The sequence below is a fragment of the Muricauda sp. SCSIO 64092 genome (assembly GCF_023016285.1).
Classification (GTDB): Bacteria; Bacteroidota; Bacteroidia; order Flavobacteriales; family Flavobacteriaceae; genus Croceivirga.
In genome coordinates this window covers 887285-912339 of the sequence record NZ_CP095413.1, presented here as the reverse complement: position 1 = coordinate 912339, position 25055 = coordinate 887285, and the positions used below count along the sequence as shown (strand labels likewise).

The 25055-nt window shown below is 43.3% G+C and carries 20 protein-coding genes and 1 riboswitch; of the genes, 10 read left to right on the top strand and 10 right to left on the bottom strand.

Annotation, left to right across the window (positions count from 1 at the left end):
• Positions 1 to 141: 141 nt before the first annotated feature.
• From L0P88_RS03710 to L0P88_RS03685, 6 genes are all read right to left on the bottom strand, one after another.
• Positions 142 to 966, bottom strand: a complete 825-nt coding sequence (locus tag L0P88_RS03710) for a thymidylate synthase (RefSeq protein WP_247133285.1) — start codon at positions 964 to 966, stop codon at positions 142 to 144.
• Between the two features lie 400 nt (positions 967 to 1366).
• Complete coding sequence (locus L0P88_RS03705; RefSeq protein WP_247133284.1) at positions 1367 to 1636, bottom strand: four helix bundle protein; 270 nt, start codon at positions 1634 to 1636, stop codon at positions 1367 to 1369.
• Between the two features lie 56 nt (positions 1637 to 1692).
• A complete protein-coding gene (locus L0P88_RS03700) occupies positions 1693 to 3117 on the bottom strand; it encodes a NupC/NupG family nucleoside CNT transporter (protein ID WP_247133283.1) in 1425 nt (474 codons plus the stop codon).
• Between the two features lie 16 nt (positions 3118 to 3133).
• Positions 3134 to 3760 (bottom strand): bifunctional nuclease family protein, encoded by a 627-nt coding sequence (locus tag L0P88_RS03695; RefSeq protein ID WP_158778402.1) that lies wholly within the window; start codon positions 3758 to 3760, stop codon positions 3134 to 3136.
• Between the two features lie 92 nt (positions 3761 to 3852).
• Positions 3853 to 4821, bottom strand: coding sequence for an electron transfer flavoprotein subunit alpha/FixB family protein (locus tag L0P88_RS03690; protein ID WP_247133282.1), 969 nt, complete (start codon positions 4819 to 4821; stop codon positions 3853 to 3855).
• 11 nt (positions 4822 to 4832) lie between these two features.
• Positions 4833 to 5579, bottom strand: a complete 747-nt coding sequence (locus L0P88_RS03685; RefSeq protein WP_247133281.1) for an electron transfer flavoprotein subunit beta/FixA family protein — start codon at positions 5577 to 5579, stop codon at positions 4833 to 4835.
• Positions 5580 to 5732: 153 nt separating this feature from the next.
• Here L0P88_RS03685 and L0P88_RS03680 point away from each other — a divergent pair, with 153 nt between their 5' ends.
• From L0P88_RS03680 to L0P88_RS03665, 4 genes are all read left to right on the top strand, one after another.
• The gene (locus tag L0P88_RS03680) at positions 5733 to 6713 is read left to right on the top strand and encodes a pyruvate dehydrogenase complex E1 component subunit beta (protein WP_247133280.1); all 981 of its coding nucleotides are present in this window, start codon (positions 5733 to 5735) and stop codon (positions 6711 to 6713) included.
• Positions 6714 to 6859: 146 nt separating this feature from the next.
• Positions 6860 to 9355 (top strand): DUF5686 family protein, encoded by a 2496-nt coding sequence (locus L0P88_RS03675; RefSeq protein ID WP_247133279.1) that lies wholly within the window; start codon positions 6860 to 6862, stop codon positions 9353 to 9355.
• 78 nt (positions 9356 to 9433) lie between these two features.
• Positions 9434 to 9961 (top strand): inorganic diphosphatase, encoded by a 528-nt coding sequence (locus tag L0P88_RS03670; protein ID WP_247133278.1) that lies wholly within the window; start codon positions 9434 to 9436, stop codon positions 9959 to 9961.
• Positions 9962 to 10089: 128 nt separating this feature from the next.
• Complete coding sequence (locus L0P88_RS03665) at positions 10090 to 12468, top strand: sodium-translocating pyrophosphatase (protein WP_247133277.1); 2379 nt, start codon at positions 10090 to 10092, stop codon at positions 12466 to 12468.
• Between the two features lie 74 nt (positions 12469 to 12542).
• Here L0P88_RS03665 and L0P88_RS03660 read toward each other — a convergent pair whose 3' ends face one another.
• From L0P88_RS03660 to L0P88_RS03645, 4 genes are all read right to left on the bottom strand, one after another.
• Positions 12543 to 13247: an energy transducer TonB gene (locus L0P88_RS03660; protein WP_247133276.1), complete on the bottom strand. Its 705-nt coding sequence runs from the start codon at positions 13245 to 13247 to the stop codon at positions 12543 to 12545.
• 218 nt (positions 13248 to 13465) lie between these two features.
• Positions 13466 to 14080: a deoxynucleoside kinase gene (locus L0P88_RS03655; RefSeq protein ID WP_247133275.1), complete on the bottom strand. Its 615-nt coding sequence runs from the start codon at positions 14078 to 14080 to the stop codon at positions 13466 to 13468.
• 102 nt (positions 14081 to 14182) lie between these two features.
• Positions 14183 to 14863, bottom strand: a complete 681-nt coding sequence (locus tag L0P88_RS03650) for a response regulator transcription factor (protein ID WP_247133274.1) — start codon at positions 14861 to 14863, stop codon at positions 14183 to 14185.
• Positions 14860 to 15102 carry a sensor histidine kinase gene (locus tag L0P88_RS03645; RefSeq protein WP_247133273.1) on the bottom strand — a complete coding sequence of 81 codons (243 nt, stop codon included), beginning with the start codon at positions 15100 to 15102 and terminating at the stop codon, positions 14860 to 14862. Before L0P88_RS03645 ends, L0P88_RS03650 begins: the two co-directional genes overlap by 4 nt.
• 24 nt (positions 15103 to 15126) lie before the next feature.
• Here L0P88_RS03645 and L0P88_RS03640 point away from each other — a divergent pair, with 24 nt between their 5' ends.
• The 6 genes from L0P88_RS03640 (at position 15127) to thrA (ending at position 25055) form a co-directional block, all read left to right on the top strand.
• Positions 15127 to 15375: a hypothetical protein gene (locus tag L0P88_RS03640; protein WP_247133272.1), complete on the top strand. Its 249-nt coding sequence runs from the start codon at positions 15127 to 15129 to the stop codon at positions 15373 to 15375.
• 158 nt (positions 15376 to 15533) lie between these two features.
• Positions 15534 to 16787: a methionine adenosyltransferase gene (gene metK / locus L0P88_RS03635; RefSeq protein ID WP_247133271.1), complete on the top strand. Its 1254-nt coding sequence runs from the start codon at positions 15534 to 15536 to the stop codon at positions 16785 to 16787.
• 397 nt (positions 16788 to 17184) lie between these two features.
• Positions 17185 to 19122, top strand: coding sequence for a CocE/NonD family hydrolase (locus L0P88_RS03630; protein WP_247133270.1), 1938 nt, complete (start codon positions 17185 to 17187; stop codon positions 19120 to 19122).
• Between the two features lie 130 nt (positions 19123 to 19252).
• Positions 19253 to 19870: a class I SAM-dependent methyltransferase gene (locus L0P88_RS03625; RefSeq protein ID WP_247133269.1), complete on the top strand. Its 618-nt coding sequence runs from the start codon at positions 19253 to 19255 to the stop codon at positions 19868 to 19870.
• Between the two features lie 199 nt (positions 19871 to 20069).
• Positions 20070 to 20212, top strand: a riboswitch (SAM riboswitch).
• A 107-nt stretch (positions 20213 to 20319) separates the two neighbouring features.
• The gene (locus L0P88_RS03620; protein WP_247133268.1) at positions 20320 to 21618 is read left to right on the top strand and encodes an O-acetylhomoserine aminocarboxypropyltransferase/cysteine synthase family protein; all 1299 of its coding nucleotides are present in this window, start codon (positions 20320 to 20322) and stop codon (positions 21616 to 21618) included.
• 56 nt (positions 21619 to 21674) lie between these two features.
• A complete protein-coding gene (gene thrA, locus L0P88_RS03615) occupies positions 21675 to 25055 on the top strand; it encodes a bifunctional aspartate kinase/homoserine dehydrogenase I (RefSeq protein ID WP_247133267.1) in 3381 nt (1126 codons plus the stop codon).

Below are 25055 nucleotides of genomic sequence, written 5' to 3'. Positions count from 1 at the left end.
TTATGAAAAAGAAAGATGTTTTGTAGTGTTGTTTATGCTTAATTAGTTGTAGAACGCCCAGACAAAAGTCTGGGCGTTTTTTGAAGGAAAAACTTTTACTATAACTGGACGATATCCACTAAGATGTAAACATGACCTCCGTTAAACCGCAACTACGGCCTTAATGTGCGGATGTGGGTCATAATTCAATAGCGTGAAGTCTTCAAATGTAAAATCAAATATATCCTTGACCTCCGGGTTCAGGTGCATGGTGGGTAAAGGCCTTGGTTCACGGGATAGTTGCAGTTCCACTTGCTCTAAATGATTGTTATAAATATGGGCATCACCAAAAGTATGTATAAACTCTCCTGGTTCATAGCCACAAACCTGGGCCATCATTAGGGTAAATAGGGAGTAGCTTGCAATGTTAAAAGGAACGCCCAGGAAAATATCCGCACTACGTTGGTAGAGCTGGCAACTCAACCTGCCTTCGGCCACATAAAACTGAAAAAAGGCATGGCACGGAGGTAAAGCTGCCTTACCGTTGGCTACATTTTCCGAAAAGGAAACCGAGGTATCCGGTAAAACGCTGGGGTTCCAGGCAGACACCAACATTCTACGACTATTGGGATTCGATTTTAAAGTTTCAACCACTTCTTTGATCTGGTCGATTTCCTCAGAGTTCCAATTTCTCCATTGATGGCCGTATACCGGGCCCAGGTCCCCATTTTCATCCGCCCACTCGTTCCAGATACGGACGCCGTTTTCCTGAAGGTAGCCTACATTGGTATCACCCCGTAAAAACCAGAGTAGTTCATGGACAATCGATTTTAAGTGCAACTTTTTTGTGGTCACCATGGGGAAACCTTCTTGTAGATCGAATCGCATTTGGTAGCCAAAAACACTTATGGTCCCGGTTCCTGTGCGGTCGCTTTTTTGATTTCCTTGCTTTAAAACATGCTCTAATAGGTCGTGGTATTGTTTCATAACAGGTAAAGATAAAGGGTTTTTGGGTGAAAGGTAAAAGGCTATCAGGAGTGATTTTCCATATTTTATCAACTGTTTTTTTGAGGTAAAATCAAAAAGTGGTCGAAGGGCCGAATTTTTTCTACTGTTTGTTGTATTTGATTAAGGCTGAGATGCGCTTTTGAAGCAGTTGGGTTTTTTTGATAAGATTTTCTGACTTTTTGGAATCAACAAATTTTAAGAGCCAGTTTGGGAATTTGTCAATTGTTTTCTTATGTCCCTTTTTGCACGGCACATCGTTAAAATTTTGGTCCATAACTATGGCTATGCTTTTCCATCGCACCAGCTCGCCCATAGCTTTCGCTATGTCGTGCCTCGTTCCGCACTAAAAATGGACTATAACAATTCCAATCACAAATTCCTAAACAGGCTCTAGATCGGCATATAGGATGATATGGGATTCCAATTCGTAGCACGAGCCTAAGCTTATTTGAAGAAACCTTACAAAGTCTTTTTGTGAATACTTTGAACAGCCCTCGGTGATATTGGCAGGTATTGAAATGGCACATCTGTTAATTTGCGAAACCATACCAAACTTTTCCGAAGTTGGCAAAGAACCTGAGAGTTGATAAGCTTCTTGGACAAGGCTTCTGACATCTTGCCAAACTTCCAGATTCCTAAAATTCCTCATAAGATTTAAAATTACGTTGGCTCCCTTTACACAACTACCCTAGACCCTTCACCCAGTTATCCTAAAATCATACCCGCAATAGTAGCAGAGATCAATGAGGCCAAGGTGCCACCAAGAACGGCACGCATTCCGAATTCGGATAAGGTCTTGCGTTGGCCCGGGGCCAGGGAGCCAATGCCCCCAATTTGAATACCGATGGAAGCAAAATTGGCGAAGCCACAGAGCATATAGGTGGCCATAATAACAGATTTATTGTAGGTGAAATGGGTGATACTGGCCATATTTTTTAGTTCGGCCAGCTGAATATATCCCACAAACTCACTGGCGGCCAATTTAATGCCCAATAATTGTCCCATGAGCATGATATCCTCGTTGTTTACACCTATGAGCCACATCAATGGTGCGAAAACCGTTCCCAATATGGCTTCCAGGGAAAACGCTTCATAAGGGGAATTGGCAGCGATCCAATGGTTTAAGGTTGTCCAATCGCCTATCCAACCCAAAATTCCATTGATCATGGCTATAAAAGCCACAAAGACCAAGAGCATGGCCCCAACATTTAGTGCGAGTTTTAGTCCTTCCGTAGTTCCATTGGCAATGGCATCCAAAAAATTTGCCCCAATTTTATCGGAAGAAACGTGTACATCGGTATTTATCCCTTCTGTTTGTGGATATAGTATTTTGGAGACCACAATGGCACCAGGGGCGGCCATCACGGATGCTGCAAGCAAGTGCTTTGCAAAAACCAATTGTAGCGCTGGGTCATCACCTCCCAGAAAACCAATATAGGCGGCCAAAACAGCACCGGCAACGGTTGCCATACCACCAATCATGACCAGGAGGATTTCCGATTTGCTCATCTTCTCCAAATAGGCTTTGATCAGCAAGGGTGCTTCGGTCTGTCCCAAAAAGATATTACCCGCAATGGAAAGACTTTCCGCTCCGGAAATGCCCAATGATTTGGTCAGTAACCACGCAAGTGCCTTGACCACTTTTTGAATGATCCCCAAATAGAACAACACCGAAGTGAGTGCGGAAAAGAAAACAATGGTGGGCAATACCTGAAAGGCAAAAATATATCCAAAAGTGTCCGTGTCCACCACTAGGCCTTCAAACAGGAACTTACTTCCGGAACGCGTAAAATCAAGGATGCTGATGAATACCTTTCCGATACTCTCGAATGCGATTTTTACAAAAGGTATTTTTAGGACCCCGATGGCAATGAGCAATTGGATACCCAGACCAATCCCAACGGTTTTCCATTTAATGGCCTTTCGGTTGGCACTGAACAGATATGAAATCAATATCAAAACGGCCATGCCCAACGCGCCCCTGGCCAGTCCGCCCCAGATAAAACCCTCATTGGGGACCAGTCTGTCCACCTCTGTGGAGGTTGATGTCAAAACCGCTGTTTCCTGGCCCAAGACCTCACCAAAGCATGCCAATAGCAAGATGAGCATCAAAAGTCCAGTTTTTCTCATGTAAGGTTGGTTGGTTCTACTTTCGTTTGGAAATCTCGTCCCGTAGTTTGGCCGCTTTTTCATAATCTTCGTTGGCAACGGCCTTATCCAGTTCTTTATGAAGTTCCTCCAGGGTCATTTCCCGATAGGCATCACCTGCTCCTGATTCAATTTCCACGGTTTCCCCCTCTTGAAGGATTTCGTCCACCATAATGCTATCATCATTTTCCTCATCTTTTTCCTTGGAAGAAAACTTCAAGAAAATGCCGGCCTTGTCCAAAATGGTTTTATAGGTAAAGATTGGCGCATTGAACCGTAGGGCCAGTGCAATGGCATCACTGGTCCTTGCATCAACAATCTCTTCATCGCCATCCCGTTCGCTGATAATGCTCGAGTAAAAAACGCCATCCACCAGTTTGTGGATAATGACCTGTTTTACCACGATGCCAAAACGATCACAAAAGTTTTTGAACAGATCATGGGTCAAGGGTCTTGGCGGTTTTATTTCCTTTTCAAGAGCTATGGCTATGGACTGGGCCTCAAAGGCGCCAATGACAATAGGCAATTTTCGGTCACCTTCCACTTCGTTCAGAATAAGTGCATAGGCACCGTTCTGGGTCTGGCTATATGAAATCCCTTTTATTTTAAGTCGTACTAAACTCATGAAATATCTTAGGATAAAATAAAAAAGCTGTTCAAATAAGTGGCTCTATGCATTATCTGAACAGCCGCTTCAAAGAAGCAAAGTAACAAAATTTAGGCGTTCTGGGCCTTAAATTCCTTCAATTTTTCGATGAGTTCGGGAACCACTTCAAAGGCATCCCCAACTATACCATAATCTGCGGCTTTAAAGAAAGGAGCCTCAGGATCATTGTTAATGACCACCTTTGTTTTGGAAGCACTTACACCGGCCAAATGCTGAATTGCACCTGAAATTCCAATGGCGATATAAAGATTGCTCGCCACAGGCTTTCCTGTTTGTCCAACGTGCTCCCCGTGGGGTCTCCAGCCCAAGTCGGAAACAGGTTTGGAACAAGCGGTCGCCGCTCCCAAAATATCGGCCAATTCTTCTATCATTCCCCAATTTTCAGGGCCTTTGAGTCCACGGCCTGCAGAGACCACAATATCGGCATCGGCAATGGTTGCCTTCCCGACCACTTTATCCACTTCCACGGATTTTACACCAAAATCATTATCGTTAATGCTGGGATCAAAGGGCTCCACAACGGCATCCGTAGTATTTTCAACCAGACCAAATGCATTATTGGAAACACCTATAATTTTAACTTCGGAAGAGATTTCGGTATGGGCAAAACCCTTGTTGCTAAAGGCTGTCCTTTTAACCATAAAAGGGGAAATACCCTCTGGCGCCGCGACAACGTTTGGAACATATCCGGCATTGAGCCTTGCTGCAAGGATTCCACTTAAATATTTACTGTCCGCACTTGAGCTTACAATGATGACCTTGCTCCCTTCCATTTCTGCGGCCTGTGCAATGGCACTGGCATACGCTTTTGCGTTAAAGCCTTTTAGGGAGTCATTGGATATTCCTAACACCTTTGAAACCCCATAAGTTCCCAATTCATCGGCATTTTCGGCATTTATGGCAAGGGCAGTGACACTTTCGCCCATTTGATCGGCAATATTCTTGGCATAGGATGCCACTTCAAAAGCGTTTTTCTTAAATTTTCCGTTATCGGTTTCTGTATATACGAGTATTGACATAACTTTTTAGATTAAAGGGCTTTAGCTTCGTTGTGCAATAAATTTACCAGTTCACCTACGTTTCCGGCATCGACCAGTTTTACAGGTCCCTTCGCTGCGGGACGCTCAAACTTTTTGTCATTCGTTGGGGAAGGTGCATCAATTGGATCTACAATGTTCAAGGCTTTTTTTCTGGCCATCATGATTCCGCGCATATTGGGAATACGAAGGTCGCTTTCTTCAACCAGACCCTTTTGCCCTCCTATGATCAGCGGAAGACTGGTGCTTATTTTTTCCTTACCGCCATCAATTTCCCTTTGGGCCGTAGCCTCGGTACCATCAACTTCCAAATCAATGCAGGTGTTTACAAAGTTCATGTCCAACAAAGAGGCCATAATCCCAGGTACCATTCCGCCATTGTAATCAATGGACTCACGTCCGGCAATGATAAGGTCATATCCTCCATTTTTGACAATTTCAGCGAGTTGTCTGGCTACAAAAAAGCCATCTTTGGGCGCAGCATTTATTCGAATGCCCTCATCGGCGCCAATGGCCAATGCCTTACGTATGGTTGGTTCAACGGAAGCATCGCCTACAGTGGCCACATGTACGGTGGCACCTTGTTTTTCCTTGAACCACATGGCCCTTGTTAGACCAAATTCATCATTTGGATTAATTACAAACTGTACGCCATTGGTGTCAAACTTGGTATCATCATCGGTAAAGTTGATTTTTGACGTGGTATCGGGTACATTACTGATACAAACCAAAATCTTCATATGTAGAAATTTTATCGGCGTCAAAGATATTAAAAACAATCTAATTTATTATGCATGCATAATAAATTTTTCATTCAAAATTTGAGCGGTCCCACCTTTCGTTTCCTATAGATTTTCCTATTTTTGTTCGCACTTTAAAAACGCTCCATCAATATGAAAACATTACAATTTAGGGAAGCAATTGCAGAGGCCATGTCCGAAGAGATGCGGAGGGACGAGTCCATTTATTTAATGGGTGAGGAAGTGGCCGAGTACAACGGTGCTTACAAGGCTTCCAAAGGCATGTTGGATGAGTTTGGTCCTGACCGGGTCTTGGATACCCCGATTTCTGAATTGGGTTTTGCTGGCGTTGGAGTGGGTTCGGCAATGAATGGCAACCGTCCGATTATTGAATTCATGACCTTCAACTTTTCCCTGGTGGGAATTGATCAAATCATCAATAATGCCGCTAAAATTAGGCAAATGTCCGGGGGTCAATTCAATTGCCCAATAGTATTCCGGGGGCCTACGGCCTCAGCAGGTCAATTGGCGGCGACCCATTCACAGGCATTTGAGAGCTGGTATGCCAACTGTCCAGGTCTTAAGGTAGTTGTTCCTTCCAATCCAGCGGATGCCAAAGGTTTATTGAAGAGCGCCATTCGGGATGATGATCCCGTAATCTTTATGGAATCTGAACAGATGTACGGTGATAAAGGCGAAGTGCCTGAAGGGGAATATACCATTCCGTTAGGTGTTGCGGATATTAAGAGGGAGGGTACGGATGTCACCATTGTGTCCTTCGGAAAAATTATCAAGGAAGCCTATAAGGCCGCAGCGGAATTGGAAAAAGAGGGCATAAGTTGCGAAATCATTGACATTAGAACGGTAAGACCAATGGATTACGATGCCATTCTCAACTCGGTAAAGAAGACCAATCGATTGGTTATCCTGGAAGAGGCGTGGCCCTTTGGCAATGTAGCCACGGAAATTATCTATCAAGTACAACACCAGGCATTCGACTATTTGGACGCCCCGGTAGTTAAATTGAACACTGCGGATACCCCGGCACCCTATTCCCCCGTGCTTTTGACAGAGTGGTTGCCCAATGCCCAAGATGTCATTAAGGCTGTTAAGAAAGTGTTATACAAAAACTAGAACAAAATTTGTAAGCTATATTAGCCCCGTCAACCTAAGTTGGTGGGGTTTTTCTTTTAAAGGGAACATTTTATTGATAGACTTCTACACGCAATCAAAGTAAACGAATAGTACAGGGAACCAGGGTAATGGTTTCCTATTTTATTATGAAAGGATTCCTTTTAACTGTTTTCTTTTTTGTTATCGCCTTCTCCTATTCCCAAACTAAAGTTGGAGGTATTGTAGTAGATGAATCTGGAGACCCCGTTGCCTTTGCCAATGTGTTGTTCAAGAATTCTTCGGAAGGTGCCATTACCAATGATAACGGCCGTTTTTATTTTGAATCGGATAACGACTATGATGTACTTATTATTTCCTTTATTGGGTATGAAACCCAAGAGTTGGAATTAAAGGGTAGTGTAAACCAAAATCTAAGGATAGTACTTCAAGAATCGACCGAGCAGTTAAATGAAGTGGTCATCTATGTAGGAAAACAATCCAAAAAGAATAACCCTGCGATTGATATCCTTAAAAAAATCTGGGCCAAGAAACGTGAGAATGGGGTTCGGATGTTTAAGAGTTACGAATATGATAAGTACGAAAAGGTCGAATTCGATCTAAACACCATAGACAGTGCCCTTATTAAGAGCAGGTTGTTCAAGGGATTGGAATTTATGTTCGAGAATTTGGATACCTCTCGGATTACCGGGAAAACCTACCTGCCCATGTTTTTGAATGAAGTTTCTTCCAGGATCTATGGCGATAATGGTTTGGGACTGGAAAAAGAGGATGTACTGGGAAACAAAAGCTCTGGATTTGGTGGAAACCAGGCCATTACGGCTTTTGTGGAAGACTTGTATTCGGATTACAACGTTTATGATAATTACCTCAAATTCTTTGATAAAAGCTTTACAAGTCCTTTGTCCAAGACCGGGGTGGATGTGTACAACTATGTGCTTTCGGACAGTACATTTATCGATAACAAATGGTGTTACAACATTATTTACTATCCACGCCGAAAAAATGAACTCACCTTTAAAGGGGATTTTTGGGTAAATGACACCACCTTCGCCATAAAGAAAATCAATATGGAGGTGGTGAAAAGTGCCAATATCAATTGGGTCAAGGAAATCTATATTGAACAGGATTTCAATGTCGTGAACGATTCGGTTTTCCTTTTAAAACGCGATTATATGCTCACCGATTTTGCTTTTTCCAAAAAGGAAACATCACGTGGGGTATACGGCAAGCGTACTACCGTTTTCGATAATTATCAATTTAATATGGACCGACCCAAGGACTTTTATAAGGCGGAATCGGATCCCTATGATCCCAGGGTCTTTTCCAGGGACAGTACCTTTTGGAAAAATGCCCGACTGGAGAAATTAAATGATGATGAGGCCGGAATTTTTAAATTGCTCGATACCCTGAAAACCGTTCCCAAGTTTAGGACCTATTATGATATTGTAAGTATTCTTGGTTCTGGATATATTGAGATTGACAAATGGGATTTGGACATTGGCGATATCTATAGCACTTTTGGTTTTAATGACGCGGAAGGCATTCGCCTACGTGCAGGGGCCCGTACCTTTTTTGGTCAAAATGACACCTGGCGTTTGGAGGGTTATATGGCCTATGGGTTTGAGGATAAAAAGTTCAAGCACGGATTTTCCGGTAAGTTTTTGTTGGATCGCAAAAATCGTTTGATTCTTTCGGGAGGTAACCGAAGGGATATTGAACAACTGGGAATTAGTCTTACCAGTACCACGGACGTATTGGGGAGGAGTATTGCTTCCTCGGCTTTGGTCACGGTGGGCAACAACAATCGGTTGAGCAATATCAACCTTTCCGTTTTGGCCCTGGAAATGGAACCGGTAAAAAATCTTCGCTTTAGGGTAGGGGGTTCCTTTCGCACCTTAAGTTCTGCCTTGCCGGAGGATTTCAGTTTGGATTATGTCGATCCAAGTTCCCCCACCGGGATTTCCTCTGAAGTAAAACAGTTTGATATCAATACCACGCTCATTTATACCCCCAATAGGAGAACCATTGGCTATGGCGTGGAGCGCAGGGACGTAAATGAAAACTACAGTACGTTGGTATTGAACTATACCAAAGGCTCCGAAGGTTTTCTGGAGAGTGATTTTAATTATCAAAGGCTTCAGTTTTCCTATATTCAACCATGGCAATTGGGTGGTTTTGGCAGATTGCGGAGTACCGTGGAGTTGGGCAAAACGTTTGGGGAAGTACCGCTTGGCCTATTGAGTGTTATCCCTGGTAATCAAACCCTATTTTCCCTGTACAATACTTTTCCGAATTTGGATTTTTACGAGTTTGTAACGGATACCTATGCCACAGTGCATTTGGAGCACAATTTTAACGGTCGTCTTTTTTCCAGGATTCCCTTGCTAAGAAAATTGAACCTTCGGGAAATTGTGGGGGTCAGAGGTGCTTGGGGTTCCATTTCCGATGCCAATATTGCATTGAGCTCTCCAAGCAATATCCCACTTCAGGCCCCTGATAAGGAACCGTATTGGGAATATTCCTTTGGAGTGGGCAATATCTTTAAGATTTTTCGAATCGATTTTAATTTCCGCGGCAATTACCTCGATGCTCCAAATGCCAGGCCTTTTGGTGTTACCGGTACTTTTGGTTTCAGTTTTTAAACCTAAAATAATCTAAAGCGGAACAATTTCGTACAATTACCTGCGTTCCACTACCTTTACCCAATAAAAACTAAAAAAATGTCCGCAAAAGATAACGTAACCTTTGATGTTCTCATAGAAATACCTAAAGGAAGTCGTAACAAATATGAGTACGATTTCACCTTGCACAAAATTCGATTTGATAGGACCTTGTTCTCTTCGATGATGTACCCTGGGGATTATGGGTTTATACCGGAAACACTGGCTTTGGACCAAGATCCCCTAGATGTACTGGTCATTGGGACCGAGCCAACCTTTCCCATGGTGGTCATGGAGGTAAAACCTATTGGGGTTTTCCATATGACGGATGAAAAGGGCCCTGATGAGAAGATCATCTGTGTTCCGGTTAACGATCCCATCTGGAGCAAAAACAATGATATAAGCGATTTAAATCCCCACAGGTTAAAGGAAATAGAACATTTCTTCCAAGTGTATAAAGATCTGGAGGAAAAAAAAGTGGATACCGGTGGCTGGAGTGGGGCCGATGAAGCCAAGGAGATTTACAAAAAATGCGTTCAACGTTATCAGGAGAGCAGTCATAAAATGAAGCGTACTTTTATGATTTAAGCACTTCAAAATGAAATAAAAAGCCCGTTGCTGATGCCAGTAACGGGCTTTTTTTATTCTAAGTCATTTTACTACATTTGCAGCCATCAAAAATTCTTAAGAAAACCTGAAAATTAACTGAATAAACTATGGAACAAATCGTAACATTTTTACCGGCCTTTGGTGTGCTTGGCCTATTGTATGTCTTTATTAGGAGCGGATGGGTCTCCAAACAAGACGTGGGCGAGGAGAAAATGGCCAAAATTGCCAAAAACATTGCAGATGGAGCTATGTCCTTTCTTAAAGCCGAATACAAAATCCTTAGTGTTTTTGTGGCGGCAGTAGCGGTTTTGCTCTTTTTCAAAGGAAGCAATGAACCCGGTAGCAATGGTATGGTGGCCGTTTCTTTTATAGTAGGTGCCATTTGTTCCGCCCTGGCCGGATTTATTGGAATGAAGGTCGCGACCAAAGCCAATGTGAGAACCACACAAGCGGCCAGGACTTCATTGGGCAAGGCCTTGGAAGTTGCTTTTGCTGGAGGTGCCGTAATGGGACTTGGTGTTGTTGGTTTAGGCGTATTGGGTCTTAGTGGGTTGTTCATGATATATAGCGGACAAGGTTGGGAAATTGGAGAGGTATTGAACGTCCTTTCCGGGTTCTCCCTGGGTGCATCGTCCATTGCATTGTTTGCCCGTGTAGGCGGAGGTATCTACACCAAGGCTGCCGATGTTGGTGCCGACCTTGTGGGTAAAGTGGAGGCAGGCATTCCGGAAGACCACCCTTTAAACCCTGCTACCATCGCGGATAACGTGGGGGATAATGTAGGTGATGTTGCCGGTATGGGTGCTGACCTTTTTGAATCTTACGTTGGGTCCATCATAGGGACCATGGTATTGGGTGCCGCATTTACGCAAATTCCCGCATTCCAGGGAACCTTTGACGGTCTTGGGGCGGTATACCTTCCCTTGGTATTGGCTGCCGTTGGTATTTTGATGTCCATTATCGGTACCTTCTTTGTCCGTGTAAAGGACGGGGGAAATCCACAAACAGCCCTGAACATTGGTGAATTTGGCTCTGCAGGGTTGATGTTGGTGGCGTGCTATTTTATCATCACCTCCATGTTGCCGGAAAGCTGGACCTTCAATGGGATAGAATATGGTTCTTTAGGTGTTTTTATTGCAGTGCTTGCTGGATTGATCGCCGGGCTCGCCGTAGGTAAGGTAACGGAATATTATACCGGAACCGGTACAAAACCGGTGAACTCCATTGTTCGTCAGTCAGAAACGGGCTCAGCTACCAATATTATTGCCGGTTTAGGGGTAGGTATGATGTCTACCATGTTCCCCATTATCCTAATCGCAGGAGCAATTTTGGTTTCGCATCACTTTGCGGGTCTTTATGGAATTGCGATTGCTGCCGTTGGGATGTTGGCCAATACGGGCATTCAGTTGGCGGTAGATGCTTACGGACCTATTTCCGACAATGCCGGTGGGATAGCGGAGATGGCAGAATTGCCTAGCGAGGTACGCGAACGTACCGATAAATTGGATGCCGTTGGAAATACTACCGCTGCCATTGGTAAAGGATTTGCCATTGCTTCGGCGGCTTTGACGGCTTTGGCCTTGTTTGCGGCCTTCATGCAAACGGCCAATGTGCAAGGAATTGATGTTTCCAAGCCCACCGTAATGGCTGGACTATTGGTTGGGGGGATGCTCCCATTTGTATTCTCGGCACTATCGATGAATGCCGTAGGAAGGGCTGCCATGGCGATGATTGAGGAAGTACGTCGCCAATTTAGGGACATTCCCGCATTGAAGGCTGCTTTGGAAGTTATGCGCAAATACGATTCCGATTTATCCAAAGCTTCGGATGCGGATAGAAAAATATTCGATGCCGCCGATGGTGTTGCGGAGTATGATAAATGTGTGGAGATTTCCACACAAGCCTCCATTAAGGAAATGGTGTTGCCCGGGTTACTGGCCATTGCCGTTCCCGTGGCTGTAGGCTTTATTGGTGGAGCAGAAATGTTGGGCGGCTTGTTGGCCGGTGTTACCACCGCAGGGGTATTGATGGCCATTTTCCAATCCAATGCCGGTGGGGCCTGGGATAACGCCAAAAAAACTATTGAAGGTGAAGGGCGAAAAGGTTCCGATGCCCACAAGGCTGCCGTTGTAGGGGATACGGTTGGTGACCCTTTTAAAGATACTTCCGGACCTTCGTTGAACATTTTGTTGAAGTTAATGAGTGTTGTGGCACTGGTTATTGCGCCCAGTATAGCCATTAGCGCGGATAAAATGATGGCCTATAATGAAGAAAGGGTACCTACCGAGGTTGTAGAACAACAAGAGCAACAAATTCGTGTAGAGATGAGCAATACTGAAGACGGTAGGTTCAAAGCAATTGTTACAACCACTACTGAAATCAATGGTGAAGTGAGTGAGGTGGTCGAAGAATTTACCGGAACTACCAAGGAAGAGGTCAACGCAAAGATAGCGGCGTATAACAAGAATATATCCATGGAATACTAGCTAATTCAAATAATTCCATTGAAAAACCATCCGTTTACGGATGGTTTTTTTGTTTTGTACCAACTTCTTTAAGGTTATTGAAGGACAAAATTAATGGGTACTGAAAAAGGAACTTTTACCGGTGTCCCCCGTTGTTTACCCGGAGTCATTTTAGGAAGTTTTGAGATGATCCGAGCGGCTTCCTTCTCAAGAATTTGATAAGGCCCCCGAAGTTTTACATCATCAACGGTACCGTCTTTTTGAATGGTGAATTGAACATAGACTTTTCCCTGTTGGTTCATCGTAATGGCCGATTCAGGGTACTTAAAATTTCTCCGAATATGTGTTTGCATCATTTCCTGAAAACAAGCATGTTTATCTGAGGCGTCCTCACAACCTGGAAATATAGGTTTATCCTCTACTACAATAAAGCTTACCGACTCATTGGGTATATCATCCACTACGGGAATGTCGTCAATGGTCGGTATTTCCAAATCAGAGTCGGATTCCGGGATTTCAAATAGGGTGTCGTCCTTTTCATCCGTATCTTCAATGATTTCAATAACCGGAGGAGCAATAATAGGTTTAGGTTTGATGGGTTCGGGAGTTTTGATAAAGGGCACTTGTTCATTAGGTAAGAAATCAGGATTGTCCAGTTTGCCCAGGTAAATGGTATCATTTTCAAATGTTTTCCATTCCAATGCGACATACGATAACCCTAAGACCAGACACAATCCCAAAACAAAGTACAAACCTGAATTTTTCTCTATTCGCATCTTTTTATTCTTTTTTACTTCCATGACATCAAATTTTAGTTACTACCTTGAAAGTAAAGGCAGCTAATGGATTTTGAAACCAAGAATGAGGGAAGTGGTTGTTTGGTTTAGGCTAATTTGGGATTTCCCTTTGCTTTGCGCTTTCGAGATGACAATACATACGCCATCGTCATTTCGAACTTTAGGGAGAAATTTTAAACAGAAAGGGATGTATACCTCACGGAAGTGAGAGTGGGATGTAATTAAAACAACCCATGGATTTCTGCATCGATGCGGTTGATGACTTCTCCCAAATCTTCGGGATTGTCCACAAAATTGATGTCATCTACATTAAAAACCAATAATTTGCCTTTTTCGTAGGTATTGATCCACGCTTCATAGCGTTCGTTCAATCGGCTCAAATAATCAATGGAGATACTGCTTTCATATTCTCTGCCCCGGGTATGGATCTGCTCTACCAGGTTGGGGATGGAACTCCGCAGGTATATCATTAAATCCGGTGGTTGCACCAAACTTTCCATCAATTCAAACAGACTTTTGTAGTTGTTAAAGTCCCTATTGGTCATCAAGCCCATGGCATGCAGGTTGGGAGCGAAAATATGGGCGTCCTCATAAATGGTGCGATCCTGGATTACATTTTTCCCACTTTTCCGAATCTTTAAAATCTGCCGATACCGGCTATTCAAAAAATAAATTTGAAGGTTAAAGCTCCAACGTTCCATTTGGGTATAAAAATCATCCAAATACGGATTGTCCACCACATCCTCAAAATGGGCTTCCCATTTGTAATGTTTTGCCAATAAGGTGGTCAATGTGGTTTTTCCTGCTCCTATATTTCCAGCTACGGCAATGTGCATGGGGTTGTATTTTTGTTAGCGGATTTTTAAAAAGTCGGAGCCCGCAATATACAACGAATAATGGTTTTTTTAGGAACATTAAGAACTGAAATTCCTCAGGTTTCAACAAATCAATTTGTATCCATAACCGCGCACGTTGATTATCTGTATGTTCTCATCCTTCTTGAGCTTTTTACGTAATTTGGTGATGAACACGTCCATGCTACGGGCATTAAAGAAGTCATCATCGCCCCATAGACGTTTCAGGATAATGGAGCGATCTAAAATCTCATTGGGCTTTTCAGTTAAATGATAAAGTAGTTCGGCCTCGCGATGGATCAGGTGGATTTCTTCATTTTCAATCTGTAGGAGTTGTTTGATATAGTTGAAATGAAACCTCCCAATTGAAATGACCTCTTTGGACCTTTTGTGCTGCATTCGGCCCAACAATGCCTTAATTCGCACAATCAGCTCTTCCATACTGAATGGCTTTTTCAAATAATCATTCCCCCCATGAACAAAACCCTGAACAACGTCTTTGGTTTGTGATTTGGCCGTCAAAAAGATGATGGGGATTTGCTTGTCATAATTCCTGATTTCCTGGGCCAGTGCAAAACCGTCCAATTTTGGCATCATCACATCCAGGACCAAAAGTTCAGGTTTTTTTGTCTTATAGACCTGTAGGGCCTTTTCACCGTCATCGCAAAGAAATACTTCAAAATCACGGGTTTCCAGACTTTCCTTAATAATCATGCCCAATGCGGGTTCATCTTCGGCAAGCAGGATTTTGATGGTTGCACTCATAAGGTTACTTTAAAGACGGTATTTTTTTTGGTAGGCACCAATTGTATGCTGCCACCATGCTTTTCGATAATTTTTTTGGTATAGAACAGGCCAATTCCAAAGCCTTTCACATCATGGCGGTTACCCGTGGGAATGCGATAAAATTTATCGAAGATTTTTTCACGTTGTGAAGGATCAATGGGTCCACCGTCATCGGCCACGGTAATTTCAAGGCCATCCATTAATGAGGTAATGTTCAACGCTATTTTCTTAAAAACTTTACGGTGACCGTTGACTACCAGTACAACGAATACAAAAACCGGGTAGGGGGGGTGAGCAGTTATTACGATTTTTTGAATGCCGCTTTGTATTTTGAAAGGGAAGATAGTCCTTGGGAGATTAAGGTTACGGGGTTGAACCTTTTGAACACGGCTTCGATTCGTCAAGATTCCTTTAGTGAAAACCTGATCAGCACCTTTGAATATTTTGTACAACCAAGATATTTTCTGCTCAGTGTAAAATATTCCCTTTGATTTTTTCTGAAAACGGGTCTGACAATGAAAGATTTTATATTTTTGGCCTCCGATAATGAGGACAGATTTGACTGATTGCAACCTCTATAAAAAATGCTAAAAAGCAGTGTAAACTTCTTTGAGGGCATTCGTCAAATCTTGTCACTAAACTAAATTGAATGCCGTATTTATTTACCTCTGAATCCGTAAGTGAGGGACATCCGGATAAAATTGCGGACCAAATCAGCGATGCCTTATTGGACAATTTTTTAGCCTTTGACAGTAATAGTAAAGTGGCTTGTGAAACTTTGGTCACAACAGGACAGGTGGTATTGGCCGGAGAAGTGAAGAGCGGAACGTATTTGGATGTGCAGACCATTGCCCGGGAGGTCATTAACAAAATTGGCTATACCAAGGGCGAATATCAATTCAGTGGGGATTCCTGTGGGGTGATTTCCCTAATTCATGAACAATCCCAAGATATCAATCAAGGTGTGGATAGGACCACCAAAGAGGAACAGGGTGCCGGGGATCAGGGAATGATGTTTGGGTATGCCACTAAGGAAACAGAGAATTATATGCCCTTGGCCTTGGATATTTCACATAAAATCCTACAGGTTTTGGCCGAATTAAGGCGGGAAGGAAATACGATTACCTATTTACGTCCGGATGCCAAAGCCCAAGTAACCATTGAATATTCCGATGATAATGTGCCACAACGAATTGATACTATAGTGGTTTCCACCCAGCATGACGATTTTGACGAAGATGAAGCCATGCTGGCCAAAATAAAGACGGATATCATCGAAACCTTGATTCCCAGGGTTAAATCGCAATTGCCCAGTACCATCCAGCAACTCTTTGATGATGATATTACCTATCACATCAATCCAACGGGAAAATTTGTCATTGGAGGCCCACATGGTGATGCAGGTCTTACTGGGCGTAAAATTGTGGTAGATACCTATGGGGGCAAGGGAGCGCATGGAGGAGGTGCTTTTAGCGGGAAAGACCCCAGTAAGGTAGATCGAAGTGCCGCCTATGCGGCCAGACATGCTGCAAAGAATTTGGTGGCGGCCGGAGTTGCGGATGAGTTGTTGGTCCAGGTAAGTTATGCCATTGGGGTAGTGGAACCCACATCCATTTTTGTTGATAGCTATGGCACTTCAAAAGTAGGTCTTAGTGATGGGGAGATTGCCAAGAAAGTGGCCACGCTTTTTGATATGAAACCCTATGCCATAGAGAACAGGTTAAAGCTTCGAAACCCTATATATTCGGAAACTGCGGCCTATGGCCATTTTGGGAAAGTACCCAAAACGGTAACCAAGGTATTCGAGTCTCCCTACAATGGCCGTATTGAAAAAGAAGTGGAGCTTTTCACCTGGGAAAAATTGGATAAAGTGGAAGAGGTAAAGACCGCTTTTGGGTTGTAACCTCACCATAACGGTAGTTTCGAGAAGCTAACCTGTCCAGAATGAAGTATTTCTTTAGCACCCCTACTTGCTGAGGTACGGGAAGGTGTCATTCTTTGGATAACTAGGGCAATTCCTTGGAAATGGTCATAAGTAGCCAGTCCCATTCTTTTGCCTTCTTAATTCTTCGTAGTTTTAGAGCCTGTTTGGGAATTTGTGATTGGAATTGTTATAGACCATTTTTAGTGCGGAATGAGGCACGACATAGCGAAAGCTATGGGCGAGCCGATGCGATGGAAAAGCATAGCCATAGTTATGGGCTAAAATTTTAACAATGTGCCGTGCAAAAAGGGACATAAGAAAACAATTGACAAATTCCCAAACAGGCTCTTAAATTTCAATCCAATAGAAAAACTCCATGAAGCAGACCATTCGTCTTTTTGTTGTTTCAGCTTTCTTTTTAATGGCGTTTCAATCCTGTAAAAAAACAACCCAGAAGGGGGGACTTGAAGTAGCTGAAAACTATGTGGCCAATAACTATACCAAGCAGGAGGTCGATATAGAAATGAGGGATGGGGTAAAATTGCATACCACCATCTACTCCCCAAAGGATACTTCCAAAGCATACCCCATTATCATGCAACGAACGCCTTACAGTTCAAGGCCTTATGGAAAAGGGAACTTTAGAAAACAGATAGGGCCCAATAGCAATATGATGAAGGAGGGCTATATTGTGGTGTATCAAGATGTCAGGGGGCGTTGGTTAAGTGAAGGGCATTATGAAAATATGCGGGCCTATATTCCAAACAAGACGGATAGTACTCAAATCGATGAAAGCTCGGATACCTATGATACCATTGAGTGGCTGGTAAACCATGTTGCTAACAACAATGGGCGTGTTGGGCTTTGGGGCATTTCATATCCCGGGTTTTATGCTACCTATGGGACCATAGATGCCCATCCCGCTTTAAGGGCATCTTCACCCCAAGCCTGTATTGGGGACTTCTTTTTTGACGATTTTCACCATAATGGTGCCTATTTGTTGAGTTATTTCCGGGCGACCTCCCTTTTTGGAACACCACGACCCAATGGAGATCAGCCTATTGATACCGCCTGGTACACCCTTCCAGATATTGGAACGGAAGACCAATATGAATTTTTCCTGGAGGCAGGCCCCCTCAAAAATCTAAACGCTTTTTTTGAGTATGATATCAAAGACCAAACCTCCTTGGCCCCCGATGGTATGACCGATGATTTCTTTTGGAATGAATTGAAGGAACATCCCAATTATGATAAACTCTGGCAACGGCGGGGATTGATACAGCATTTGGACAAAACCAAACCGCATGTCGCTACAATGATCGTCGGCGGGTGGTTTGATGCCGAAGATTTGTATGGTCCTCTGGAAACCTACAAAAACATTGAAAAACACAATACAGGAGCGTACAACACTATGGTTTTTGGTCCCTGGGACCATGGCCGATGGGCAAGACGCAATGGCCGGAGTTTAGTGGGCAATTATTATTTTGGGGATTCCATTTCGGAGTTTTACCAGGATAAGATTGAAACGCGGTTTTTTCATCACTTTTTAAAGGGAGAAGCCGATGGCAAAACGGGGCTGCCGGAAGCTTATGTGTACGATTCCGGCAGAAAGGAATGGAGCGAAATGGATGCCTGGCCCCCCAAGCAGATAACAAAGAAAACGATGTTCCTTTCAGAAAATCAGGAGTTGACCTTGGAGCCTAAAGGGACCAAGGGCATTCAGTTCGTTAGCGATATCAAAAAGCCAGTTCCCTATTCCGAGGATATTAAATCGGTCTTTACCCCAAGAAAATACATGACGGATGACCAACGGTTCGCAGCAAGACGTTCCGATGTTTTGGTTTTTGAAACTAAAGTGCTGGAAGAAGACTTGACTTTGGCTGGGCCCATTATGGCCAATCTTAAGGTTGCTACCACGGGCACTGCGGCCGATTGGATCGTAAAGGTAATTGATGTACATCCGGCTGATGCGGAAACCAATGAGGAAATGCAGGATCATCTAAAAATGAGCAACTACCATTTAATGGTTCGAAGTGAAGTGTTGCGGGGACGTTTTCGAAATAGCTTTACCCATCCGGAACCATTTACCCCAAATACAAAGACCACTGTCGATATTAAATTGCAAGATGTCTTTCATACGTTCAAAAAGGGACATCAACTCCAAGTCCAGGTGCAGAGTACCTGGTTTCCATTGATCGATCTAAATCCGCAGACCTATGTGGAAAATATCTTTAAAGCGGAGGAAAGCGATTTTAAAACACAGACCCATACCGTATTTACGGATTCCAATTTGGAGTTTTCCGTTTTGGAATAAGAACTCATTCCAAAAAATTTAAATGAGTTCTAAACGAATTGATTTTCGATGAAAAGGTGTTGTGCGTTCGGTATTTATGAAAGGTGATTCCAAAAAGCGAACTAAAAAACCGTGGCCCACAAAGGCCGCAATGGAACAAATCTACGAGGCCAAGCTATGGGGGGACAATGGATCTAGGTTTTACTCTGGTCACGGTTCCCACCATCCAAGGATGGTTGATCCCTATGTTGGGATTTTAACGGAATTCCTGAAATCTTTTGAGGAACCCATTACGGTGTGTGATTTGGGCTGTGGCGATTTTAATGTTGGAAAGGAATTAGTGCCTTATGTCCGGAAATATATTGCTGTGGATATTGTTCCCGAGCTCATTGATTTTAATACCAAAACGTTCCAACATCCAAATTTGAAATTCCAGTGCTTGGATATGGCCAAGGACAATTTACCTGATGGGGACTGTGCCATTTTAAGGCACGTATTGCAACATTTATCGAATGCCGAAGTTGAAAATGTGGTGAACAAGCTGTATGGTTTTGATTATGTTGTTTTAACGGAACATGTCCCGAAGGGTCATTTTATACCCAATAAGGACATTGTTTCCGGTCAGGGAATCCGTTTAAAAAAACAAAGTGGTTTGGATTTGTTAAAAGCTCCATTTCGCTTGAAGGTAAAAGAAGGGAAACCATTATTGTCCGTTTGCCCAACGAATCAAAAAGGAGTAATCATCACAACCTTATATAGGTTGTCCTGATTGGTGTTTTCCACGATGGTACCATTGCTGTCGCGAGTTGATAACTCCTATTATAAAGATTGTTTCGAACGAATGTGGAAATCTAAAAATCGCAAAGTCCCACCAATCCACTGGGATTTTGTGAATTTTTTCAAAATGATTAGGTTTTTAGAAAATTCTGCCTTTATATTTGTTCCAATAAGTTCAAACACGTATTGAATAGTTATCAAGAAAGGTGGAGGGAATGGACCCTGTGAAGCCTTAGCAACCCTCGTCTTCGAGAAGGTGCTAAATTCTACCCATTCCAAATTTGTTTTTGGGACCGGTTGAAGTGATTTCAACTATTTATGGGAAGGATAACAACTACCGATGTATTCGGTTCGCTTTCTTATAACTTTTTGATTTTGCTACTCTCATAAGGAGGGAGCTTCGTGTTTTTAAATCATTTTATAACTAAAAATTTAAAAACCATGAGCGATCAAAATTTTTCAAATGCCACAAACGCCCTGCATGCTGGGCATGACACCACGCAAACCAGTGGTACAAGAGCGGTACCCATTTTTCAGTCCACTTCATATGTCTTTAAGGACACCGATCATGCTGCCAATCTTTTTTCCTTGGCCGAACTGGGTTTTATTTACACCCGTCTGAATAATCCAACGAACCAAATCTTGCAGGAGCGCTTAGCCGCTATTGAAGGTGGGGTAGGGGCGGTGGTATTTGCCTCGGGCACAGCGGCCATTTCAACTGGACTATTGACCTTGTTGAGGACTGGCGACCATATTGTTGCATCAAGTAGCCTTTACGGAGGAACCTTTAACCTATTAAAGGTTACCTTACCACGTTTAGGTATCACCACCACATTTGTGGATGCATCCGATCCAGAAAATTTTGGAAAGGCCGTACAGGAAAATACTCGGGCTATTTTTGTGGAATCTTTGGGGAATCCAAAATTGGACGTATTGGATTTAAAAGCAATATCAGCGCAGGCCAAGGCCGCTAAAGTTCCGTTTATTGTTGATAATACCGTGGCCACTCCAGGACTTTTAAATCCTATTGAGCACGGAGCAAACCTGGTTATTCATTCCTTGACCAAATACATCAACGGAAATGGTACCGCTTTGGGTGGTGCCATAATTGATGCCGGTACCTTTGATTGGGCCAATGGCAAATTCCCAGAATTTACGGAACCTTCTGCCGGCTATCATGGATTGGTGTATCATGAGGCATTGGGTGCCGCCGCATTTACCTTTAAATTGATTTTGGAAGGTCTTCGCGATTTTGGGGGTGCCCTGAGTCCATTCAATGCTTTCCAGATTATACAGGGCTTGGAAACCCTGGACGTCCGTATCAAAAAGCACAGCGAAAATGCATTGACTTTAGCAAAATGGTTACAGGATAGGGATGAAGTGGCTTGGGTAAACTATCCTGGGCTAGCGACCAGCAAATACAAGGATTTGGCCGATGCATACTTGCCAAAAGGGCAGAGTGGTTTGGTAACTTTCGGAGTAAAGGGTGGTTTTGAAGCGGCTAAGCAATTGACCGATGCTACAAAGGTGTTCTCCTTATTGGCCAATATCGGTGACACCAAGTCTTTGATCATACATCCTGCCAGTACAACCCATCAACAATTGTCCGAAAAAGAACAGTTAAGTACCGGGGTATCCCAAGATTTGATTCGTTTGTCCGTAGGTCTTGAAGATTTGGATGATTTAAAGGCCGATCTAGAGCAGGCATTTGCCACGATCGACAAATCAATTCTTGCATAAAAATGATTGGCCCGTAAGGTTTAAAAGCCTTACCAGTCTTGAATTTGTAGATGTATATGCTCCAAAAATTGGAAATAAAGGATTTCACTACCCTCAGTGGTCATACCCAGGATGTTCAACTGTCCTATGAGGTCTTTGGACAGCCTTTGGACAAGGCACCTATTGTTTTGGTCAATCATGCCCTAACGGGAAATTCCAATGTGGCCGGAGCAAAGGGGTGGTGGACGGATTTGATTGGCGATGGGAAGTGTATCAATACCCAGAAGTTTGCTGTTTTGGCCTTTAATATTCCGGGCAATGGTTACGATGGCTTTGTTATTGATGCTTATAAGGAATTTGTGGCCGGAGATGTGGCCCGTATTTTTTTGGAAGGACTGGAACTCTTAAGGATTACCCGTCTTTTTGCCATCATTGGGGGATCTCTGGGGGGCGGAATTGCCTGGGAAATGGCTGCACTGAATCCCAATTTGACCAAACATTTAATTCCCGTGGCCTCTGATTGGAAGTCCACGGATTGGCTGATCGCCAATTGTCAGATTCAGGAACAGATTTTAAAAAACTCGAGTCAGCCCGTCCATGATGCCCGAATGCATGCCATGCTGTGTTACCGTACACCGGAATCCTTTAAGGAACGTTTTCAACGAAGTACAAATGAGGAACTGAACGTTTTTAATGTAGAGAGTTGGTTGATGCACCATGGGAAAAAGTTGCAGGAACGCTTTCAACTGTCGGCCTACCGCCTGATGAACCAATTGCTAAAGACCATTGATATTACCCGAAATGGGGATGGGGATTTTGAAGCCCTGCAAAACAGTGCCATTAAAATCCATATTGTTGGGGTAAATTCCGATTTGTTCTTCACTGCCGAGGAAAATAAGGAAACCTACCGCAGAATTGCCCAGACCAATTCCAATGTTACTTATGGTGAGGTGCAATCCCTGCATGGACATGATGCCTTTTTGATTGAGTTCAAACAACTGGAAAACCTTTTAAAAGCGGTTTTTCCCTCGGAAAATGATAAACCATTTAAGGTCCTTAAGTTTGGGGGAAAATCCCTTAGCAATGGTAATGGCCTTAAAACCGTACTTCAAATCATAGAAAAACGGGCTTTGAAAGGGGAACGTTTGGCGGTGGTGCTTTCGGCCCGTGAACGTACTACCGATAAGTTGGAGGAGGTCCTTGATCTGGCTGCAAAAGGCAAGGATTTCAAATCGACCTTGGCACAATTGTTTGCGTATCAAACCGAAGGATTTCAAATTGATTTTTCCCATGAAACTGAAAGGCTCACAAAAATATTGGAGGGAGTTTCCCTTATTGGGGATTATAGTTTGAAGACCAAAGATGAGGTCCTGGCCTTTGGCGAGGTATTTTCGGTAAAATTGGTGGCGAAGTTATTGGGGGAACAAGGATTGTCAACACATTTTGTGGACTCGCGTGAACTTTTGGTTACCGATAGCACTTTTGGCGATGCAAGAATCAATGAAAATGGATCAAAGGCCAAAGTACTGGCACGTTTTGTTGACTTTTCAAATGGTGATCTGCCCATCATCACCGGGTTCATAGCAGCCAATAAACGGGGGGAAACCACTACTTTGGGTAGAAATGGCAGCAATTATACCGCCGCTTTATTGGCCAATTACCTGGATGCGGAGGAGCTCCTCAACTATACCCATGTAGATGGTATCTACACGGCCAATCCCGACTTGGTCAGGGAAGCAAAGATCATTGAAAACCTGTCCTACGGAGAGGCCAATGAGTTGGCCAATTTTGGCGCCAAGGTCCTGCATGCCAAGACTATTATCCCATTGATTGAAAAAAACATCCCACTTCGGATTTTAAATACGTTCAATCCAGATACCACCGGAACCCTGATCAGTTCCAAAAGCGAGAAAGATGGTATTACCTCACTTTCGGTTTTGGAGGATGTCTCTTTGATAAATTTGGAAGGTAGGGGGCTTTTGGGCAAGGTTGGGGTGGATGCCCGTATTTTTAGTGCATTGGAGAAAAGGAATATCAATGTGGGAATTATTTCCCAAGGTTCTTCGGAACGTGGTATCGGCCTTGTGGTGGATTCCAATAGGGCGGAGGATGCCAAAAAGGCCCTACAGGATGAATTTCAGACCGATTATACCAGTAAGGATGTCAACTCCATTTCGGTGCGCAAGGATGTCGCGGTCATTTCTGCTGTGGGTCAGGACCTAAGCTCGTTCCATAGACCCTTCAATGCTTTGGTGAAGAACAAGGTTGTGCCCTTGTTGTTCAATAATACGGTTTCTGGGAAGAATGTGAGCTTGGTGGTCAAAAAGGAAGATTTGACCAAGGCCGTAAACGTGATGCATGGACAATTGTTTGGTGTGAACAAACGCATTAATCTGTTCATTTTCGGACATGGTACGGTTGGGGGTACCTTGGTTGATCAAATCTTACGATCCGCCAAGAAAATTGAAGGGCGCAAAGGCATTGAGTTGGTTTTGGTGGGTATTGCCAATTCCCGTGAAGTACTTTTAAGGGTTGAGGGGATTTCCGGGAACTGGAAGAAACAATTGAAGGAACAAGGGGAACCCTATCTAATTACGGATATTATCGACTATGCTTCAAAACACCACCTGGAAAACCTTATTGCCGTGGATAATACGGCAAGCATTGATTTTGTCCAAAATTATGAGGTATTGATCAAAGAAGGCTTTGATTTGGTATCTTCCAATAAAATAGCCAATACTTTGGACTTTGATTTTTACGGTAAGGTGCGCCATGCCCTAGGGGAAAATCAAAAGCAATATTTGTACGAAACCAATGTAGGGGCCGGCCTACCCTTAATTGACACCATACAGTTGTTACATCTTTCAGGAGAAAACATTACCCGTATTAAGGGAGTGTTCTCAGGATCATTAAGTTATATTTTCAACAGTTTTTCAGACTTGGACAAGCCTTTTTCCAGGATAGTCATTGAAGCTATGGAAAAAGGATATACCGAACCGGACCCAAGGGAGGATTTGTCAGGTAATGACGTGGGACGAAAACTTCTCATTCTGGCACGGGAGCTTGATTTGCACAATGAGTTTACGGATATTTCCATAGAAAATTTGATTCCTAAGGAATTGGAACAAATAGAAAAGGAAGAGTTCATCTCGAAGGTGTCCATTTTGGATTCAAAATTTCAGGAAATCAAATTGCAACAGAAACCGGATCATGTATTGCGATACATTGGGGATTTGCATGGCGATTTACAACAGGAAAAGGGCATTTTGGAAGTGAAGCTGGTTTCAGTTCCTAAAAGTAGTTCCCTTGGGCAGGTCAAAGGTTCGGACTCCATCATTGAAATCTATACCGAATCTTATGGCGATAAACCTTTGGTCATACAAGGGGCGGGAGCAGGTGCTGCGGTAACGGCAAGAGGGGTATTTGGGGATATTTTAAGAATAGCAGAGAAATTGTAG

What these genes read in the sequence shown, in the direction of transcription:
- L0P88_RS03710 (WP_247133285.1), bottom strand. Translation starts at nt 966, where the DNA reads ATGAAACAATACCACGACCTATTAGAGCATGTTTTAAAGCAAGGAAAT.
- L0P88_RS03705 (WP_247133284.1), bottom strand. Translation starts at nt 1,636, where the DNA reads ATGAGGAATTTTAGGAATCTGGAAGTTTGGCAAGATGTCAGAAGCCTT.
- L0P88_RS03700 (WP_247133283.1), bottom strand. Translation starts at nt 3,117, where the DNA reads ATGAGAAAAACTGGACTTTTGATGCTCATCTTGCTATTGGCATGCTTT.
- L0P88_RS03695 (WP_158778402.1), bottom strand. Translation starts at nt 3,760, where the DNA reads ATGAGTTTAGTACGACTTAAAATAAAAGGGATTTCATATAGCCAGACC.
- L0P88_RS03690 (WP_247133282.1), bottom strand. Translation starts at nt 4,821, where the DNA reads ATGTCAATACTCGTATATACAGAAACCGATAACGGAAAATTTAAGAAA.
- L0P88_RS03685 (WP_247133281.1), bottom strand. Translation starts at nt 5,579, where the DNA reads ATGAAGATTTTGGTTTGTATCAGTAATGTACCCGATACCACGTCAAAA.
- L0P88_RS03680 (WP_247133280.1), top strand. Translation starts at nt 5,733, where the DNA reads ATGAAAACATTACAATTTAGGGAAGCAATTGCAGAGGCCATGTCCGAA.
- L0P88_RS03675 (WP_247133279.1), top strand. Translation starts at nt 6,860, where the DNA reads ATGAAAGGATTCCTTTTAACTGTTTTCTTTTTTGTTATCGCCTTCTCC.
- L0P88_RS03670 (WP_247133278.1), top strand. Translation starts at nt 9,434, where the DNA reads ATGTCCGCAAAAGATAACGTAACCTTTGATGTTCTCATAGAAATACCT.
- L0P88_RS03665 (WP_247133277.1), top strand. Translation starts at nt 10,090, where the DNA reads ATGGAACAAATCGTAACATTTTTACCGGCCTTTGGTGTGCTTGGCCTA.
- L0P88_RS03660 (WP_247133276.1), bottom strand. Translation starts at nt 13,247, where the DNA reads ATGGAAGTAAAAAAGAATAAAAAGATGCGAATAGAGAAAAATTCAGGT.
- L0P88_RS03655 (WP_247133275.1), bottom strand. Translation starts at nt 14,080, where the DNA reads ATGCACATTGCCGTAGCTGGAAATATAGGAGCAGGAAAAACCACATTG.
- L0P88_RS03650 (WP_247133274.1), bottom strand. Translation starts at nt 14,863, where the DNA reads ATGAGTGCAACCATCAAAATCCTGCTTGCCGAAGATGAACCCGCATTG.
- metK (WP_247133271.1), top strand. Translation starts at nt 15,534, where the DNA reads ATGCCGTATTTATTTACCTCTGAATCCGTAAGTGAGGGACATCCGGAT.
- L0P88_RS03630 (WP_247133270.1), top strand. Translation starts at nt 17,185, where the DNA reads ATGAAGCAGACCATTCGTCTTTTTGTTGTTTCAGCTTTCTTTTTAATG.
- L0P88_RS03625 (WP_247133269.1), top strand. Translation starts at nt 19,253, where the DNA reads ATGGAACAAATCTACGAGGCCAAGCTATGGGGGGACAATGGATCTAGG.
- L0P88_RS03620 (WP_247133268.1), top strand. Translation starts at nt 20,320, where the DNA reads ATGAGCGATCAAAATTTTTCAAATGCCACAAACGCCCTGCATGCTGGG.
- thrA (WP_247133267.1), top strand. Translation starts at nt 21,675, where the DNA reads ATGCTCCAAAAATTGGAAATAAAGGATTTCACTACCCTCAGTGGTCAT.